Source organism: Pantoea sp. GL120224-02, assembly GCF_900215395.1.
Classification (GTDB): domain Bacteria; phylum Pseudomonadota; class Gammaproteobacteria; order Enterobacterales; family Enterobacteriaceae; genus Pantoea; species Pantoea communis.
Window position 1 is genome coordinate 206,601 of sequence record NZ_OBEC01000004.1, and the last position, 19,692, is coordinate 226,292.

5 protein-coding genes are annotated in these 19,692 nt (G+C 53.9%); 2 read left to right on the top strand and 3 right to left on the bottom strand.

From position 1 onward, the window contains the following. Positions 1 to 22 precede the first annotated feature (22 nt). The 3 genes from CRO33_RS10075 to speA all read right to left on the bottom strand — a co-directional run bounded on the left by CRO33_RS10075 (position 23) and on the right by speA (position 15,855). Positions 23 to 12,151 (bottom strand): Ig-like domain-containing protein, encoded by a 12,129-nt coding sequence (locus CRO33_RS10075; protein ID WP_097118054.1) that lies wholly within the window; start codon positions 12,149 to 12,151, stop codon positions 23 to 25. A 310-nt stretch (positions 12,152 to 12,461) separates the two neighbouring features. Next, the gene (locus tag CRO33_RS10080; RefSeq protein WP_097118055.1) at positions 12,462 to 13,157 is read right to left on the bottom strand and encodes an EAL domain-containing protein; all 696 of its coding nucleotides are present in this window, start codon (positions 13,155 to 13,157) and stop codon (positions 12,462 to 12,464) included. A 718-nt stretch (positions 13,158 to 13,875) separates the two neighbouring features. Beyond that, the gene (gene speA, locus CRO33_RS10085) at positions 13,876 to 15,855 is read right to left on the bottom strand and encodes a biosynthetic arginine decarboxylase (protein WP_097118056.1); all 1,980 of its coding nucleotides are present in this window, start codon (positions 15,853 to 15,855) and stop codon (positions 13,876 to 13,878) included. Positions 15,856 to 16,660: 805 nt separating this feature from the next. Between speA and metK the strand changes: the two genes are divergently transcribed. Both metK and CRO33_RS10095 read left to right on the top strand, forming a co-directional pair. Further along, the gene (gene metK / locus CRO33_RS10090) at positions 16,661 to 17,812 is read left to right on the top strand and encodes a methionine adenosyltransferase (RefSeq protein ID WP_058959339.1); all 1,152 of its coding nucleotides are present in this window, start codon (positions 16,661 to 16,663) and stop codon (positions 17,810 to 17,812) included. Between the two features lie 413 nt (positions 17,813 to 18,225). Continuing rightward, positions 18,226 to 19,620, top strand: a complete 1,395-nt coding sequence (locus CRO33_RS10095; RefSeq protein ID WP_097118057.1) for a sugar porter family MFS transporter — start codon at positions 18,226 to 18,228, stop codon at positions 19,618 to 19,620. Positions 19,621 to 19,692 lie beyond the last annotated feature (72 nt).

A 19,692-nucleotide genomic window follows, 5' to 3' on the forward strand; every position in this document is an offset into this window, starting at 1 on the left:
CTTCCCTGCTTGATTTACACCGTTAAGCCGTGGTGTTTTGGTGCGGTTGTTGCAGCAGTTCCTCCAGAGATACGTTGACGCCTTCCAGCGTGACCAGTTGAGTAATGCTGTACGCCGTACCTGTACCATCACGGTCAATTGAGAGCACGGTATTGCCATCAGAAGTATGATCTACTTTGACGAAATCATTAATATTACTTGTTGAATCATTCCAGCCAATGAGCAAGTTACTGATGTCAACTTTGTCGCCTTGCGCAACATTAAAGTCGGTCCAGGTATCGTGCCCGTTACCACCAGTGGCATCCGCAGTCGCCAGCAGGTGGTATACCAGCGTGTCTGCGCCGGCACCGGTGGTGATGGTGTCGTCGTAGGCACCGCCGGTGATGGTGTCAGCGCCTGTCGTACCCGTGATGGTCGGGTGTAGATCGATGGTGAACGAGTGGGTGGTGATGGTGCCATCGGTTGCTGCCAGCGTGTAAGTGAATACCTCTTTATGCAGAATGTTTTGCCCCTCGACATTCGCATTCAGGTTATAGGTGTAGCTACCATTGGCGGCAATAGTGAGCACACCGTACTCGCCCGCAACCGAGGTGGTACCCGTACTGCTCACGGTAGTAAGATCGCCGTTTTCATTAGTGATACTCAAGGTTCCGGTATGCGTGGCAGAGGAATCACCATAAATACTGCCGCTGGCGTCATGCTCTGCAGAGGTGGTTTCAGCAACCAGAGTGCTCACGGTGATCGACGTTGCCGCACCGTTATGCAGAGTCACGGTCAAGGTGGCAGAGGTGACTGCACCACTCGCATCCCTCACCGAGTAAGTGAAGGTATCGGCTGTTGGCAAGGTATCAATGTTCAGACCCGCCTTCAGGGTATAGGTATAATCACCATGATAATCAATAGTTAAGGTACCGTAGGTGGTATTAATAACAGTGTTTCCACTTGAGGAAACTGCGCTACCTGAGACGGCGGTTACCGTGGTGCCAGTGGGTATCGTTCCTGCAATCGAACTGGTGTCATTCGTTAACAGGTTCCCGGTGACCGTCGCCGCAACCGTCACCGCCAGCGTAGTGATATCCGATACTGTGCTGATAGTGGTGGTCGGCAACACGCCCACACTCACGTTTGAACCGATAACTACTGCATAGTTGCCCGTGCCCAAATTGCTGTAGGTGATGTTGGCACCGGTTTGTGTACCCAGTGAAATCAATCCCGTTGACAGATAACTGCCGTTAGTTTGGATCAACAACCAGGTCCCATCCGTCTGCTGCTCGTACAGATACAGAGAGTAAGTTGAAATCAGACTGATGCCGCCCACAGAACCGTTCAACGTGATGGTGCGGGTATCTTCCGGCCCTACCGAGAACACATAGGCGTTACCGTTCGACAAGACAGTCGCATTCAACACGCTTCCTAAACCGACATTGGCGAGCGCCACATGCGAAACACTGGTCGTGCCATTATTGATGGTGCCTTGTGTGGTACTGTAATCCACCTCATTGGTGTCGTTTGTGGCAACTACACGAATGGCACCGACCAACGGTGTGCTGGTTGAAACGTTACCTGCCCGATCCGTCTGAGTCACTGACAGGGTAGCTCCGGTGATTTGCGCAGTAGTGAGTGAGACTGACCATGTGCCGCCCGTACCTACGGTCGCTGTTCCTATAGCTGCACCGCCTGCATCACGGACGGTGACGGTAGCGCCCACTTCACCGCTACCCGTCACCACCGTACCCGCGGTGTTAATCGCCAGACCCGATACGGCCGCAGGGGCGACGGTATCAACATTGACCGTTGCCGTGGTATTCCCTGTACTGACGTTCCCTGCAGTGTCGGTCACCGTGGTGCTCAGGGTATGAGCACCATTACTTAGTGCCGCGGGGGTGAATGTCCAGGTGCCCCCTGCCCCTACCGTGACCGAACCCAGCGCCGTTGCGCCATCAAAGATAGTCACAACTGCACCGACTTCTGCTGTGCCACTCAGTACTGGCGTGGTATCACGGGTATACGCGCCATTAGCCAGGGTGACCGGCGTTGTACCGGCATCATCAATAATCGTGAGCGTACTGGCTGATGGGGCCACAGTGTCAACAAGCAGCGTGGTTGAGGCTGCCGGACTCACGTTGCCCGCTGCATCGGTCTGAGTCACGCTCAACGTATGCGTACCGTTGCTTAAGGTGCCAGTGACAAAGCTCCAGCTTCCGTTGCTGGCAACCGTCGCAGTACCCAGCAGCGTAGTGCCTTCATAGACGCTGATGCGCGCACCCGCCTCACCGGTTCCGCTCAACAGTGGTGTACTGTCGTTGGTGACACCATTGTTTGGAATCGTGACGGGTGTATTGCCATTGTTGTTACTGGCAATCAGGCTCACAGCAGAGGGTGCCGTGGTGTCCACGATGACTGTGGCACTGGTGGTGCCACTGACATTCCCTGCTGCATCCGTCACGGTTGCGGTCAACGGATGGCTGCCCGTACCGAGCACTGCTGTGGTGAAGGTCCAGGCACCGTTGGTACCCGCCGTCGTGGTACCAAGAAGAACCCCGTTATCATAAATGCTGACACGACTGCCCGCCTCTGCCACACCGCTCAGGGTTGGTGTGGTGTCATTGGTTAAACCGCCTGTCGGTACTACCACACCGGTAATATCATTGGTAATCACCAGCGTGGTGGCGGTTGGTGCGATGGTGTCCACAATCACCGTGTAGATGCCAGAGGCTGGGCTGACGTTGCCCGCGGCATCTTTCACCGTCACGCTTAGAGCATGGCTACCGTTGGTCAGGGCAGTAGCCGGTGTGAAACTCCAGGCACCGGATCCATTGGCAGTAGTCGAACCCAGTACCGTGTTGCCGTCATACACCGTCACAATCGCATCCGCTTCCGAGGTGCCGCTGAGCACTGGCGTACTATCGTTGGTTGACCCGCCACTGGACACGGTAACATTAGGCGTCACGCTGTCGTTGGTCACTGTCAGGTTGGAGGCCGCGACCGGCACGCCTGTATCAATGGTCAATGTGATAGGGGTTGGCGTACTGACATTGCCCGCCGCATCCGTTGCCGTGACGCTCAGGTTATGCGTGCCGTCAGTCAGTGTGGCGCTGGTGAGGCTCCATGCTCCACTGCTGCTCGCCGTCGTTGATCCTAGCACCGTGTTGCCTTCACGTACGATAACGATACTACCCGCCTCTGCAGTGCCGCTCAGCGCTGGCGTGTTGTCATTGGTGCTGCCGCCGTTGGCGATGGCAATCGGTGTTGAGCCATTGTTGTTGCTGGCTGCAACCGTGACGGCGCCCGGTGCGGTGGTATCAATGGTGACCGTCGCCGCCGTTGAGCCGCTGACGTTACCTGCCGCATCGGTCACGGTCGCTGTGAGCGGATGGCTGCCTGCGCCGAGTGCCGCAGTCGTGAAACTCCATGCACCGTTGGTGCCCGCAGTGGCGGTTCCCAGCAAGACCCCGTTGTCATAAATGCTGATACGGCTGCCCGCTTCCGCCACCCCGCTTAAGGTTGGCGTGGTGTCATTGGTTGCCCCGCCCGCTGGCACAACCATCCCCGTGGTGTCATTGGTGACCACCAGCGTTGTAGCGGTCGGTGCGACGGTATCGACGATAAGAGGGAAGTTGGTTGCGCTGCTGGTATTCCCTGCGGCATCCGTCACGGTGACACTCAATGAATGCGCGCCGTTAGTGAGGGTTGCGGTGGTAAATGTCCAGGCGCCATCGGCCCCGGCAATCACGGTACCCAACACTGTGGTGCTATCGTAAACAGTGACGACATTACCGGCTACACCGGCAGTACCTGACAAGGTTGGCGTGCTGTCATTGGTGGTCGCACCACTGGTCAACTGCCCCGTAACCGGCGCCACGTCATCTGTCACAATCAGGTCCGTCACTGGCGCAGGTCCCGTCAGGGAGACGTTGACTGTCACGGTCGCCGCTGTACTCACGTTTCCTGCCAGATCCGTTGCGGTCACACTAAAGGTATGTTGCCCTTCAGCGAGAGCAGCACTGATATAACTCCATGACCCGGTGCTACTGGCGGTAACTGAACCCACCACGACGTTATTCTCACGAATAATCACCAGGCTGCCAGGATCGGTGGTGCCGCTCAGTGCCGGGGTGGCATCATTCGTGATGCCATTGTTGGCGATCGGGATGGCGGTAGGACCATTATTATTGCTTAGAGCAAGGGTCAGAGCCGGAGGAAGGGTATCAACAATCACGGTAGCGGTAGCAGATGCACCACTGACGTTACCTGCGGCATCCGTGACACGGACACTAAGCACATGTGTCCCCTCCCCAAGCTCTGGGCTGTAAGACCAATTACCGCTGCCATTAGCAATGACCGTGCCTAACACGGTGGTACCATCATAAATCGTAACGGTGCTGTTGGCTTCCGCAAGACCGCTGAGTAACGGGGTGCTGTCATTGGTTGAGCCACCGTTTGGTATGACCGTATTCGGCGTGGCGTCATTGTTGGTGACCACGAGATTGGTCGCCGCCGCTGGTGCGAGGGTATCCACGATGAAACTCACTGAGGTTGACGCCGGACTGATGTTGCCAGCCAGGTCAGTCACCGTAACACTCAGGGCATGCGCTCCGTTGGTCAACGTTGACGTGGTGAAACTCCACAAGCCTTCCGTATCTACGGTAGTAGTGCCAATGATGTTCGCACCATCGTAAACGGTGATAATTGCGCCTGCTTCCGCTGTGCCTGTCAGTTGCGGCGTGCTGTCATTCGTTGACGTTCCTTCACCAATGACGACTGGCGTTGAACCGTTGTTGTTATTGACAACAAGATTAACCACCGCATCGGGTGCAATACTGTCCACGTTGATCGTAACAGGACCTGCTCCTGTCCCATCATTGCCTTGCGCATCCACAACGGTCACTGAAAGAACATGCTCACCCTGGTCTAACGCAGGGGTGAAGGTCCACTGACCGTCAGCGGATGCAGTGACTGAACCCAATACGTCTGAACCATCCAGGATAGTGACCACGGCATTGGTTGTTGTTAACCCTGTCAGTACCGGGCTGGTGTCCCTGGTGTAATCGCCGTCAGTCAGCGCCACCAATGTTGAACCACTGTCATCGGTGATTTGCAGCGTGCTGGTCGCCGGAGGCAAATCTGCCTGAATGTTTAACTCAAAAGCAGGCTGTGGAGCCGCAGGGCTGACGTTGCCCGCCGCATCGGTTGCCGTGGCGGTGAAGTTGTGCAGGCCGTTACTTAATGCATCGGGCGAGAACGTCCATGCCCCTGTTGTTGCGTCAGCAATGACGGTGCCTAATAAGGCGGTGCCGTCATAAACCGAAACAATGCTGCCCGGTTCCGCGGTTCCGCCGAACGCAGGCGAATTGTCATCGGTGGTCGCGCCGCTCAGAAGATCGCCGGTTGTATCGCCGACATTATCTGTCACGGTAAGACCCGCAGGCGCCTCTGGGGCGAGGGTGTCCACGCTCAGTGTATAGGTGGATGCTGCAGAGTTGTTCCCGGCGGCATCAGTGGCCGTTACGGAAAGCGTTTGTGGACCTTCACTCAGTACACTGGTCACTACACTCCACGTACCGTCTTCAGCGACCACCGCTGATCCTACCAAGATATCACCGGAATAAACGGCGATGATGGCACCGGCTTCACTTCCGGTTCCGCGCAGTTCGGGCGTGCTGTCATTTGTGGTCGTGTTCACGGGGATGCCGACAGGATTGGCACCGTTGTTGTTGCTGACGGTGAACGTCCCGACATCCGGTGCGGTATTATCAATGGTGAGCGTAAAGTTGGTGGAAGCACTTGCATTGCCCGCATTATCGGTGGCCACAATCCCCAGATTGTAAGTTCCCTCAGCCCAGGCGGTGGTGGTGGTGTAAACCCAGGCCCCTGTCACCGCATCAGCCACTGCCGTGCCCAATATTTCACCCGTTGCGGTGTTAATAATGGATACAGTGCTACCCGGTTCTGCATTGCCACTGATCGCAGGGGTCGTATCGTTTGTAGCACCACCGTTAGTCAGGGTCACAGGGGCATCAGGATCGGCATCATTTTGTACCAGCAGAGCGCTAACAGGCTCTGGCGCCGTGATATCCACACTGATTGTAAAGCTGGTTGAAGGGCTGCTGACATTACCAATTTCATCGGTCACCGTTGCCGTCAGGGTATGCGCTCCCTCTGACAAAATTGGCGACTGGAAGCTCCATGTGCCGTCATCCAGAGCAATCGTTGAACCCAGGGCCAACTGATTGGCATCATAAATGATGACAAGGCTGCCTGCTTCTGCCGTACCGCTCAGCAGTGGGGTATTGTCATTGGTGGAACCGCCTGCCTGCACTTCAACATTGGTCGTACCGTCATTATTGAAAACCTGCAAAGTGGCGACTGGGGGAACGTCGGTATCCACGGTGAAAGTGATCTCAGTTGCAGGGCTGAGGTTACCCGCAGCGTCCACAACGCGCACGGAAAGCGTATAAGTATCATCCGTCAAATTTGGCAGAGTGAAGGTCCATGCCCCATCACTGCCTACCGTCGTGGTGCCCAGTAACGTGTCACCGTTATAAACGTTGATAATACTACCTGCTGTCGCAGAGCCTGATAGCAGCGGTGTGCTATCGCTGGTGAATGTGCCCTCAGCATTGGTGACAGGCGCTGTGCCGTTATCGGTGCTCAGGATGATGCCTGTAGCCGCAGGCAAAGGTGTGGTATCTACTTCGACACTGAGCGTATAAGGGTCGCTGGTATTACCGGCAGGATCCCGTGCCGTGATATTTATCGTGTGCGGACCCTCTGATAGTGCGCTGGTGACAGCAATACTCCAGTTGCCCGTCGCGTCCACCGTGATCTGGCCCAATACCGTCGTGCCTTCGGTGAGGGTAATGACCGTGCCTTCCTCAGCGGACCCGCTGACCACGGGCGTGCTGTCATTGGTCAGTCCGCCGCTGGGGATAGCCACAGGCGTATCGCCCTGATCATTGCTTAACGCCAGGTTAGTGATGTACGGCGCCACGGTGTCAATAGTGACCGTGACCGGTGCACTTGCCACGCTGGTATTGCCCGCCGCATCCGTCACTGTGACAGACAAGCTGTGAGCCCCATCAGTGAGTGCAGGCGTGAAGCTCCAGTCACCATTTGCATCAGCGGTCGTCGTGCCGAGAAGGGTATCGCCGTCTGAGACCGTGATCGTGCTGTTCGCCTCAGCGGTTCCGGTCAGCAGCGGGGTATTGTCGTTCGTTACGCCACCCGCAGCAACTGGGATGGCAGTGCCGCTGGAATCGTTTGCCAGAGCGAGATTAAGAGCCGCATCCGGCACCTCTGTATCGACACTAAACGTTATCGGTGCAGAGGGCTCACTGCGGTTACCTGAGGGATCGGTGACCACGGTCGTCAGGCTATGATCGGTGCCAGAATCCAGCGCTGGCAGGGTATAACTCCAGTTGCCATTCGCGCCCACCGCCACTGAACCCAACACGTTGCTCCCATCCGATATGGTCACCACACTGCCTGCCAATGCACTCCCACTCAATACAGGCGTAGTGTCATTGGTCGCGCCGCCGTTAGTGATCGTTACCGGCGTGGTGCCCTGATCATTCGTAAGCTGAAGATTGATGGCCGTGTCTGGCGCCGTGGTATCTATGATAAGGGTAACAGGAGCGGATTCCGGACCAATATTTCCGGCAAGATCGGTGACGGTCGTGGTGAAACGATGTTCTCCCGTTTCCAGTGGCGTATCTGAAGTAAAGGTCCAGGTACCGTTATCACCCACAATGGTACTGCCCTGTTCTACGCCATCAGCGTAAACGGTCACCGTCGCACCTGCCTCAGCGGTGCCGCTTAATACTGGCGTAGTGTCGTTAGTGGTGCCATTCGTTATCGCCACCGGCGCACCGCTCTGATCGCTGCTCAATACCAAATCCGACGCGGCGTCAGGTAAAACTGTATCCACGATAAAGCCAATTGCTACAGAGGGTTCACTGACGTTGCCAGCAGGGTCTGTGACGGTAGTGGTCAGGCTATGGGCACCGTCGCTTAACGTTGGAAGCGTAAAACTCCAGCTACCATCGGCACCCACAACTGCGGTACCTAACACGTTCAGACCGTCCGATACCGTGATGACACTGTTTGCTTCCGCGCTACCCGCAGCACCGTTCAATACCGGTGAGCTGTCGTTCGTTGCGCCCCCTGCAGGAATCGCCGTGCCCCCGTCGTTCGCCAGGGTAATCGCTGTCGCCGCGTCTGGCGCAGTCAGGTCGACAGAGAAAGCAAAGGATTCAGACGGATCACTAACGTTACCTGCCGGATCGGTTAAGGTGACGGTTAGACTGTGCTCACCCGCATCCAGCGCTGGCAAAGTGAAGCTCCAGCTTCCATCTGCTGCGACTGTCGTGGTGCCCAGAGGCGTCACAGCATCATTATCATAAACCGTGACAATGCTGCCCGGTTCGGCGCTGCCCGCTGCACCGCTCAACACTGGCGTGGTGTCATTGGTCGCACCACCATTGACAATAGCAACTGATGCACCGCCCTCATTGTTGCTGAGTTGAAGATTGATCGCCGCATCCGGGGCCGTAATATCAATGGTGAAGTTGATTGCCGAGGAGGCTGGACCGGTGTTGCCTGCGGGATCGGTCACGGTGACGCTCAGACTGTGTTCGCCTGCCGCCAATGCTGGCTCAAAGCTGAAGGTCCAGTTACCATCTTCTCCAACCATCGCTGTGCCGATTATCGTGGTGCCATCCAATACATTCACCGTACTGCCTGGCTCAGCGCTACCACTCAACACCGGCGTGGTGTCGTTGGTCGCACCGTCGACGACAATGGCATCGCCATCGTCATTTGCCAATGAGACATCCGTTGCGGCCAGAGGCGCTGTCACGTCAATGATAATGGCGACAGGCGCGGAGGCCGGACTGGTATTACCGGCCAGGTCTGTCACCGTTGTGGTCAGGGAGTGGGTCCCTTCCGCCAGCGCAGAGGTGGTGTAACTCCAGCTCCCATCGGGACGGACACTGACTGAACCCAATACGGTGTTGCCATCCGATATCGTCACGGTGCTGCCCGGTTCAGCCCGACCACTTATTACCGGGGTACTGTCGTTGGTAGTCTCACCCGTAATCAGTACGGCAGTTCCTGACTGATCATTACTCAGTTGGATATCAAAGGCCGCCTCAGGTGCAGTGGTATCAACATTGACGTTGATCGGCGCTGAAGCAGAACTGGTATTCCCCGCGGGATCGGTCACGACCGTGGTCAGGCTATGATCGCCCGGTGTCAGCGTTGGGGTATAGCTCCAGTTCCCATTCGTATCGACCGTGACGGTACCCAGCAGCGTGCCGTTGTCAGAAATGGTCACCGTACTACCCGCTTCAGCAGTACCGCTCAACACCGGTGTGGTGTCGTTAGTTGCCCCTGTCGTGACAGGAACAAGCGTACCGCTTAGATCGCTGCTCAGTTGGACATTCTCCGCGGCCGCAGGGGGCAGCGTATCAATAACAACGGCAATAGGATCGGATGCCGGGCTGGTATTACCTGCCGGATCAGTCACGGTGGTGGTAATGTTATGTGGACCATCGGTCAAAGGAGGCAGGGTGTAAGTCCATGTGCCATCCTCACCGACCGTTGTGGTGCCTAATACCGTTGTGCCGTCTGAGACAGTAACGGTACTGCCCGGTTCGGCATTGCCATTAAGTTGTGGTGTGGTGTCGTTGGTTGAGCCACCGTCTGCGATCGGAACGTCGGCATCATTGCGAAGCTCGATGCCCGATGCGGGTAAAGGCGCAACGGTATCAATGGTGACAGTAATGACATCAGATTCAATGGTGTTACCCGTGGCATTGACATAGCTGGACTGGAAGGCATGCGGACCATCAGGCAAAGCATCCGGCGTAAAGGTCCATTGCCCATCACTATCGGCTATCACGGAACCCAGTACGGTGCTCCCGTCGGTTAAGGTCACTACCGCCCCGGCAACGGCCAAACCACTCAATACCGGAGTGGTATCTTGCGTACTGGCGCCATCAGCCAAAGCCACCAGGGTGTTTCCACTATCATCGGTCACCTCCAGCGTAAGGGTTGCTGGAGGTAAATCCGCTTCAACATTGACTTCAAATGGCGGGGTAGCTTGGCTGACATTACCTGCTGCGTCGGTAACGGTGACGGTCAGGCTATGACTACCATTGGTCAACGGCGCAGTAGTGAAATTCCATGAACCTCCTACGCCTGTGGTAACAGAACCTAGCAGAGTTAAGCCATCGTAAATGCGAACGACAGAACCCTCCTCTGCCTGGCCTGAGAGATCCAGTGTATTGTCATCGGTGGTCTCTCCTGAAGCCAGGGGGCCCGTCGCCTCACCGACATTATCTGTGACCACTAACTCACTGGCTGCCGCGGGTGCCACCGTATCCACGGTGAAGGTCAGTGGCTCTGAAGCAGGGCTGACGTTACCCGCACGGTCAGTCACGGTGGCAGTCAGACTGTGCGCGCCATCCGTCAGCGTTGGGCTGGTGAAAGTCCAACTGCCATTGCCGCCGACGGTGACTGAACCGAGTACGGTATCGCCATCACGCACGGTGACCACGCTACCGGGCTCTGCGGTCCCGCTAAGGGATGGGGTGCTATCGTTGGTCGCGTCGCCGGGAACAATCGGCACAAGGGTGCTTCCGTCATTATTATCCAATGCCAAATTTGTTGCGGTATCAGGGACAACGGTATCAATGTTGATGGTGATAGTGACAGAGGAAGTACTATTCCCTGTGGCATCGGTAATAGTGGCATGAATGGCGTGTGAACCGTCAGCCAGTGCGGAGGGCGTGAAGACCCATTGCCCATCCGTACCCGCTACCACGCTGCCCAGCACGACTGCACCGTCATACAGGGTAACTACGGCTCCCACGGTGGTAAGCCCACTTAGCACCGGAGTGTTGTCATTGGTGTAAGCACCATTGGTCAGCGGAACCAGCGCAGGACCGTTATCATCGTTGATTTCCAACGTGGAGGTTGCTGGAGGCAGATCCGCCGTCACGCTGAAGTTAAACGGATCTGTGGCTGCACTCACATTGCCCGCCGTATCGGTAACCGTCACAGTCAGGCTGTGCGCGCCATTACTCAAGGCTGGCGTGGTGAAACTCCAGGTGCCGTCCGCCCCAACGGTTGCAGTGCCGAGCAGTGTAGTGCCGTCATACACGCTAACGTAGGTGCCCGGTTCAGCAGTACCGCTGATAGTCGGGGTATTGTCATCGGTAGTCGAGCCAGCGGTTAATGGGCCTTGCGTACCGCCAACATCATCACTGACCACCAGACCAGCAGCCGCAACTGGTGCAACGGTATCCACGATAAACGTGATCGGATCGCTGGAGCCGCTGGTATTGCCGGCCGCATCCGTCACCGTGGTGGTAAAGCTATGCTGGCCTTCAGCCAACGCAGGCGAAGTGAAGCTCCAGTTGCCATTAGCTCCGACCACGACGGTTCCAAGCAGTGTGCTGCCATCGTAAATACTGACCGTAGCACCCGCTTCTGCGGTGCCGGTCAGCGTCGGGGTATTGTCGTCAGTGGTGACGCCGTTAACAATCGCGCCCTGAATCGCGCCAACATTGTCGGTAAGCGTTAAGTTGGTCGCAGCAGTCGGTGCAGTAGTGTCACCACCACCATTGTTGCCACCGCCGTTATTACCCCCACCGTTGTTGCCGCCGCCGTTATTCCCGCCGCCATTGTCGCCGCCGCCGGTATTTCCATCATCGACCGCTGCATTACCGCCGCCGCCGCCCGATGAACCAGCAAACATCGCACCCAAGCCCGCCAGCGCCGCACCACCGATACCGAAGGCGGCAATCGTGCCGTCATTGGTGGTGTTCTCAGCTAACAGCCCTTCGGTACTGTCGATGTTGACGTACTGGAAGCCATCAGTGCCCGGATCTTCGACCCACCACAGCGCGCCTTTGTCGTCCTGCAGCACCAAATCACTGTCGCCAGCTGCGGTGTAAAAGTTATGAATAACAACGACTTCACCAGACTTTGTGGTGACGACCAAATCATTACCATTGCGTGTGAAAGACTTAATATCTGATTGATTAAGGTGAAGTTTAACTACGCTTGGCGCAGTTAAATTGACTTGAGAGCCGCTAACTTCAGAGGCTACTGTCCCACCTTTAGGAGTGATAGAGATATTATTCATTTTATCGAAATCCCGCGCAGTTATTAAATTCCATAAAAACGCCCGGTATCCGCAGATACCGGCTTCAATGGCGAATAATCCAGATGACTATTCACTTCTTCTCTTGGTCGATTTCATACAAACTCATGATGAAATCGCGCTGAGCCGAGTTAAGCCTCCATCCGGGGAATGGGCTGGGTTTATTTTTCAGCGGAACAAAGGGGGAAATGCCTTTATTTTCCATTGGGCGAGCACAAATCAAATTGAATGCAATGAACCCATTTTTAGACTTTTTTTCTACCCCGATTGTAGTGGCCGAACCCGCACAAACTCAGGATTGCTTAAGAAAATCATTTAGATAGACACTCTGCCAGTGATAGCCCTGCATACCGTAGATCGCTTTATGCGCCAGCAAATCGAGGTGTGATGGGTTTTCAACGCCTTCAACAATCACGCCTTTGCATAATTGGTTGAGGTGGCTAAGCAGCGTGTCAAAAATGTGACCGTCGCCAAATTGCCAAAAAAAATCTTTGTCAATCTTGACGATTTCAAATATTCCGCTATCAAGCATGGTCAGGTTGGAATAACCCGGACCAAAGTCATCAAGCCATAAAGGGGCGTGTGTCACTTTCGCGACACCTTTTAATATCAGCAGGTCTGCGCTGTTAAAACGCGCGGTAAAGAAGGCGGATATCTCTAAACGCAACAACGTTAAACTCGCCAGTTTTTGTTGTATTTCAGCATCTTCAAAAATACCGGCGACGATATCTCTATCCACATTTACACTGACTACCTGATCAAACCCTTTCTGGTATAGCTGAATAAGTTTTCCGATCTGGTGGAGGAATAACTGCCATTTCTCGTCAGCAGGAAGCCGACTGAAGAACCCCTCATCCCTGCAAGGGTTACGTTTATTATTAATATCTGCATCATCTGAGAATCGGGTTAACAATTCCCATGCAATCAACTCGCCGGCTTTACCATGAACGGGTTCCAGCAAGAAAATGTATTCAGGTTGATTGCTCATTTCACAGTCCCTTCCGCAACTTACTGATACTCCTGAACTGTCAGGATTACTCATGTGAGATGTAAGGGAAACATCGATAAAACTTAACGCGTTAACTGAAGCCTAACGTAGGATTTACACTTTGCAAAATAGATTTCAGTAAAGATCCAACCACACTTTAATCGTTTAAAGCTATCAATATTAATATTAAACTTATTTTACTTTCACAAAATTATCGGATAATTCCTAGGAAAATTTAAGTTAATACCAGCCTTGACGGATGCAAAAACAAATAACGCATTGAATTTATTGTATAAATTATTATTAATTTGTCTAATAAAGATAATTACATCGCAAAATTCATTTTTTCCGTTCTGGAATACATGGTTCCAAAAGACGTCAAAAAATGTAGTTTCTTTATGGGACTATTCAATCCTTAATGTTTAAATTTTTATTATACATCGATAAGAAAACATAACAGATTAACTATCCAATCCTTACAAAATCAGTAGCTAATGCAGGGATATTCGGGATTGAAGCGCAGCGGTTATTTAGCTTTGTGAATAAAAATGAAGGGGATAGAAAACACGTATTTTAGGCGCGAGTTATAAATGGATGATTAACATTTATTGAGAGTGATCTTCATCACACTTCGAATAAAAGAATAGAGGAATAAGAAAATAGAATGGCAGGTAAATAAAAACGGGCCCTGTACAGGGCCCGCTATGCGTATTAACCGTTACTCATCTTCAAGATAGGTGTAACCATATAAGCCACTTTCAAACTCTTCAAGGAACTGTGCACGCAGCTCTTCGTCGATGTCTTTCTGCTGTGTCACCTGATCGCGGAACAGCGTCATCAAATCGTTAGGGTTCAGCTGCACATACTCCAGCATGTCTGCCACGGTATCGCCTTCATCTGACAATTGCACTTCAACGCTGCCATCCGGGAAAGCGAATACGTCAACCGCTTCGGTATCGCCAAACAGGTTGTGCATGTTGCCGAGGATTTCCTGATACGCGCCAACCATAAAGAAGCCCAGCATTGGCGGATTATCAATGTCGTACTCTGGCATCGGCATGGTGGTGGCAATACCGTCGCCATCTACGTAGTGATCGATGGTGCCATCGGAGTCACAGGTAATGTCGAGTAACACCGCACGACGCTGAGGGATCTTGTTCAATCCTTCCAGCGGCAGCACCGGGAACAGCTGATCGATACCCCACGCATCCGGCATTGACTGGAACAGCGAGAAGTTGACGTAAATCTTATCCGCCATGCGCTCCTGCAGCTCATCAATGATAGGACGGTGCGCACGGTTGCTTGGATCCAGATGCTGCTGGATATAGTGACAGATGCTTAAATAAAGCTGCTCTGCCCAGGCGCGCTGGCCGAGATCGTAGGTGCCGGAAGAGTAACCGGTATGGATATCGAACAGATCCATCTGGCTATCGTGCAGCCATTCACGCAGCGAACGACGGACGTTCGGCTCGTGCATCTCCTGCCAGGTATCCCACAGGCTCTGAATCGGGCGTGGTGAATCGACATCTGGCGCCACTGGCGTACTGAATTCGTTGCGCTCTACACCGATGATGTTGGAGACCAGCACGGTGTGGTGTGCGGTAACCGCACGACCGGATTCGGTGATGACGGTTGGATGCTCCAGGCCGTGCTCTTCACAAGCATCACCAATCGCCCAAATCACGTTGTTGGCATATTCGTTCAGGCCGTAGTTCACCGAGCAGTCAGATTGCGAACGCGTACCTTCATAATCCACGCCCAAACCGCCGCCGACATCAAAGCATTTGATGTTCACGCCGAGCTTCGCCAGCTCAACGTAGAAACGCGCCGACTCACGCACACCGGTGGCGATGTCGCGAATGTTGGACATCTGCGAGCCAAGATGGAAATGCAGCAGTTGCAGGCTGTCGAGACGACCGGCTTTGCGCATGATATCCACCAGCTGCAATACTTGTGACGCCGCCAGACCGAACTTAGATTTCTCACCACCGCTCGACTGCCATTTACCGGAGCCTTGCGAAGCCAGACGCGCGCGAATCCCCAAACGTGGGATCACGTTCAGGCGCTCGGCCTCTTCCAGCACCAGGCGCACTTCGGTCATTTTCTCGATCACCAGGTAAACCTTGTGACCGAGTTTCTCGCCAATCAGCGCCAGACGAATGTACTCGCGGTCTTTATAGCCATTGCAGACAATCACTGAACGGGTTTTACCCGCGTGCGCGATCACCGCCATCAGCTCGGCTTTCGAACCGGCTTCCAGGCCCAGCGGTTCACCGGAGTTGACCAGTGATTCAATCACGCGCTTATGCTGGTTAACCTTAATTGGGTAAACCAGAAAGTAGTCACCCTTGTAGCCGTAGGATTCGCGCGCACGTTTAAAGGCGGCGTTAATTGAACGCAGGCGATGCTGTAAAATCTGCGGGAAGCAGAACAGCGCAGGCAGACGCTGGCCATCGGCTTCACGCTCTTTGACCAGTTTCGCCAGGTCAACGCGCACTACCGGCTGATCCGGATCCGGACACACGCTGATGTGCCCCAGCTCGTTGACGTCATAATAGTTATTACCCCACCAGGCAATATTGTAGGTACGCAGCATTCTGCTCGCTTCCTGGTCGTTCATCGCCACCTCCTGCATGGAGCGGAGTACACCCTGTTCGCCAGCTGACGAACCCTTGATATTCTTCATGTCGTCAGACATCGCGAACCTCAATTTTCCGTTGAAATATGAAACAGTTGCCGGGTCTTGCTGTTGTGAGTCCGGGTAAACATTTCCCCATCCTGCTGAGCTCCGATTATCGGGTTGCCGTGCACGTTGCTGACTCTAAGTGTAAAACACCACGCTGTAGTCAGTAAAAAACGGGCCAAAAGCCAACGCTTTTCACCGCCTAAGACGAGTGAAACACAGCGACAGAAATGAGGGAATAGCTTAGCCGGCGCTCGTGTCGGGATAATTACCGCAACGTGCAAAACTTCGACGAGAGAAAAGAATAAGACTGGATTGGGAAAGGATTGCCAGTGCGCCCGTTGAGCGCAGTGAACCGAAAAGAAGAGAAGTGTGGTTCATTACTTTTATCACCTCCAACGCCTGCAAACAGCAAACGAGAAACGGCCTGGGTGAAAATCAGAGAATAGCTCTGACGGCGCGACGCGCGGTGGCGTCATCCTTTTGTACTGTGGTCGACAGCAGCGGCGTTTTATACAGTTTGCAGGGTGAAAAAGCAAAATCTTTGTCTGGGATCTGTGGAAGGTGTCAGGAATTTCTTCCATCTGCTCACTTGCGTAAACGTGCGGAATCAGAAAAAGCACTGGAAAAGTGCTCACTGTGTAACCTAGAATAGCCGTCCAGATGGTTTTCCATCTAAACTGATTAACATCCAGGCGGTGTCGGTGATAAGCACCTACACTCCCTACTGCTCGCGGCTTTGCCTGAAGGGGCGTCGAGTCGGCCTGGTCCACTTACGCTATGCAGTCGAATTCAAACCATTTGTAAGGTAAAGAACAGAATGGCTAAACACCTATTTACATCTGAGTCCGTATCAGAAGGACATCCTGATAAAATCGCTGACCAAATTTCCGATGCCGTGTTAGATGCGATCCTTGAACAGGATCCTAAAGCACGCGTGGCCTGCGAAACTTACGTTAAGACCGGTATGGTGCTGGTTGGCGGTGAAATCACCACCAGCGCATGGGTGGATATCGAAGAGATCACCCGTAATACCGTACGTGAAATCGGCTATGTCCATTCCGATATGGGCTTTGATGCGAACTCTTGCGCCGTACTGAGCGCGATTGGCAAGCAGTCTCCTGACATCAACCAGGGTGTTGACCGTACCGATCCGCTGGAACAGGGCGCGGGCGACCAGGGCCTGATGTTCGGCTACGCCACCAACGAAACCGACGTGCTGATGCCTGCTCCGGTAACCTACGCCCACCGTCTGGTGCAGCGTCAGGCTGAAGTGCGTAAAAGCGGCTCACTGCCGTGGTTGCGTCCGGATGCGAAAAGCCAGATCACTTTCCAGTACGATGGCGGCAAAATTGTCGGTATCGATGCGGTTGTCCTGTCGACTCAGCACGCTGAAGAAATTTCGACAGCCGATCTGCGTGAAGCGGTGATGGAAGAGATCATCAAGCCGGTACTGCCTGCAGAGTGGGTGAATGCCAGCACCAAATACCATATCAACCCAACCGGTCGCTTCGTGATCGGCGGCCCAATGGGCGACTGCGGTCTGACTGGTCGTAAAATCATCGTTGATACTTACGGCGGTATGGCGCGTCACGGTGGCGGTGCGTTCTCTGGTAAAGACCCGTCTAAAGTTGACCGTTCTGCTGCTTACGCTGCACGCTATGTCGCGAAAAATATCGTCGCGGCTGGTCTGGCTGACCGTTGCGAAATCCAGGTTTCTTACGCGATTGGCGTGGCTGAGCCAACCTCCATCATGGTGGAAACTTTCGGTACTGAGAAAGTCCCTACCGAGCAGTTGACCCTGCTGGTGCGCGAGTTCTTCGACCTGCGTCCTTACGGCCTGATTCAGATGATGGATCTGCTGAAACCTATCTACAAAGAGACCGCTGCTTACGGTCACTTTGGTCGCGAACACTTCCCGTGGGAGCAGACTGATAAAGCTGCTCAACTGCGCGAGGCTGCGGGCCTGTAATCTTACCGTCCTGCAAAAACGAGCCCGCTTATTGCGGGCTTTTTTATGCCCGCTAACCAGCCTGCACATTTTTTCCCGCCGTCTACACTTCTTTTTCGATGTTTACAACAAAGTGTTAACGATTACATTTTGAAAACCTTTTGTAATCTGTCATTTAGAGAATTTTCAGCGTAGTTATTCGTATGAAAATGCGTTATTTTCAGCGTCGTCTGATAGCCGATATTTAGAGAGATGTCAGAAACTTAAAGGGTGCTATACCTTACTGGTTACGTAACTATTTCAGGCGGAAAATGCTGGATTGCAGGGTTTCAGTGTGTGTAACCGATTACACTGGTGTGATCGCCCTCACTTTTTTCCGTCGGCAGGTTTCATAACATTGATAAAAACAATGATAGATAAACTTCGGAGGCATTATGCCTGGTAATACTCATAAGAGCAGAACGTCGAACAAGATGATGACCATGTTTGTCTGCTTCTTAGCGGCTCTGGCCGGCCTGCTGTTTGGTCTGGATATCGGCGTTATCGCTGGTGCCCTGCCCTTCATCGCCAAAGATTTCAACGTGACTGCACATGAGCAAGAGTGGATTGTCAGCTCAATGATGTTCGGTGCGGCTGTAGGTGCGATTGGTAGCGGCTGGATGTCTTCACATCTCGGCCGTAAAAAGAGCCTGATGGCGGGTGCAATTCTGTTCGTGATCGGTTCACTGTGGTCAGCCATGGCGGTTAGCCCGGATATGCTGATTGCTGCACGTGTAGTACTCGGTCTGGCTGTGGGTGTCGCGTCTTACACTGCTCCTCTGTATCTTTCTGAAATCGCACCGGAAAAGATTCGTGGCAGCATGATTTCTCTGTATCAGCTGATGATCACCATCGGTATCCTGGGCGCGTATCTGTCTGACACTGCATTTAGTGACGCAGGCGCATGGCGCTGGATGCTGGGTATCATCACCATTCCGGCCGTGCTGCTGCTGGTAGGCGTATTCTTCCTGCCAAACAGTCCACGCTGGCTGGCGGCGAAAGGCGATTTCCGCAGTGCAGAACGCGTGCTGGCTCGTCTGCGTGATACCAGCGAACAAGCTAAACGTGAACTGGATGAGATTCGTGAAAGCCTGAAGATCAAACAGTCTGGCTGGCAGCTGTTCCAGAGCAACAGCAACTTCCGCCGTGCGGTGTTCCTGGGCGTGCTGTTGCAGGTGATGCAGCAGTTCACCGGTATGAACGTCATCATGTATTACGCGCCAAAAATCTTTGAGATTGCGGGCTTCGCCAATACCACTCAGCAGATGTGGGGCACGGTCATTGTCGGTCTGGTCAACGTACTGGCGACCTTTATTGCGATTGGCCTGGTGGATCGCTGGGGCCGTAAACCGACGCTGGTGCTGGGCTTCATCGTGATGGCTGCCGGTATGGGTATCCTCGGTACCATGCTGCACATCGGCATTAACTCCGCTTCCGCACAATACTTTGCTGTCGCGATGCTGCTGATGTTCATCGTTGGTTTTGCGATGTCTGCCGGTCCGTTGATCTGGGTACTGTGTTCAGAAATTCAGCCGCTGAAAGGCCGCGATTTTGGTATCACCGTGTCGACCGCAACCAACTGGATTGCCAACATGATCGTCGGTGCCACCTTCCTGACCATGCTGAACACGCTGGGCAACGCGCCGACCTTCTGGGTATACGCAGGTCTGAATGTGTTCTTTATCCTGCTGACCGTGGCGCTGATTCCAGAGACCAAAAACGTCTCGCTGGAACACATCGAGCGCAACCTGATGCAAGGCAAAAAACTGCGCGATATCGGACAGCAATAAGGTCGATAAGCGATACGAAGGGCTGCCGATTGGCGGCCCTTTTTTTGTGTGTTTCGTCAGGTGCGCATTTGT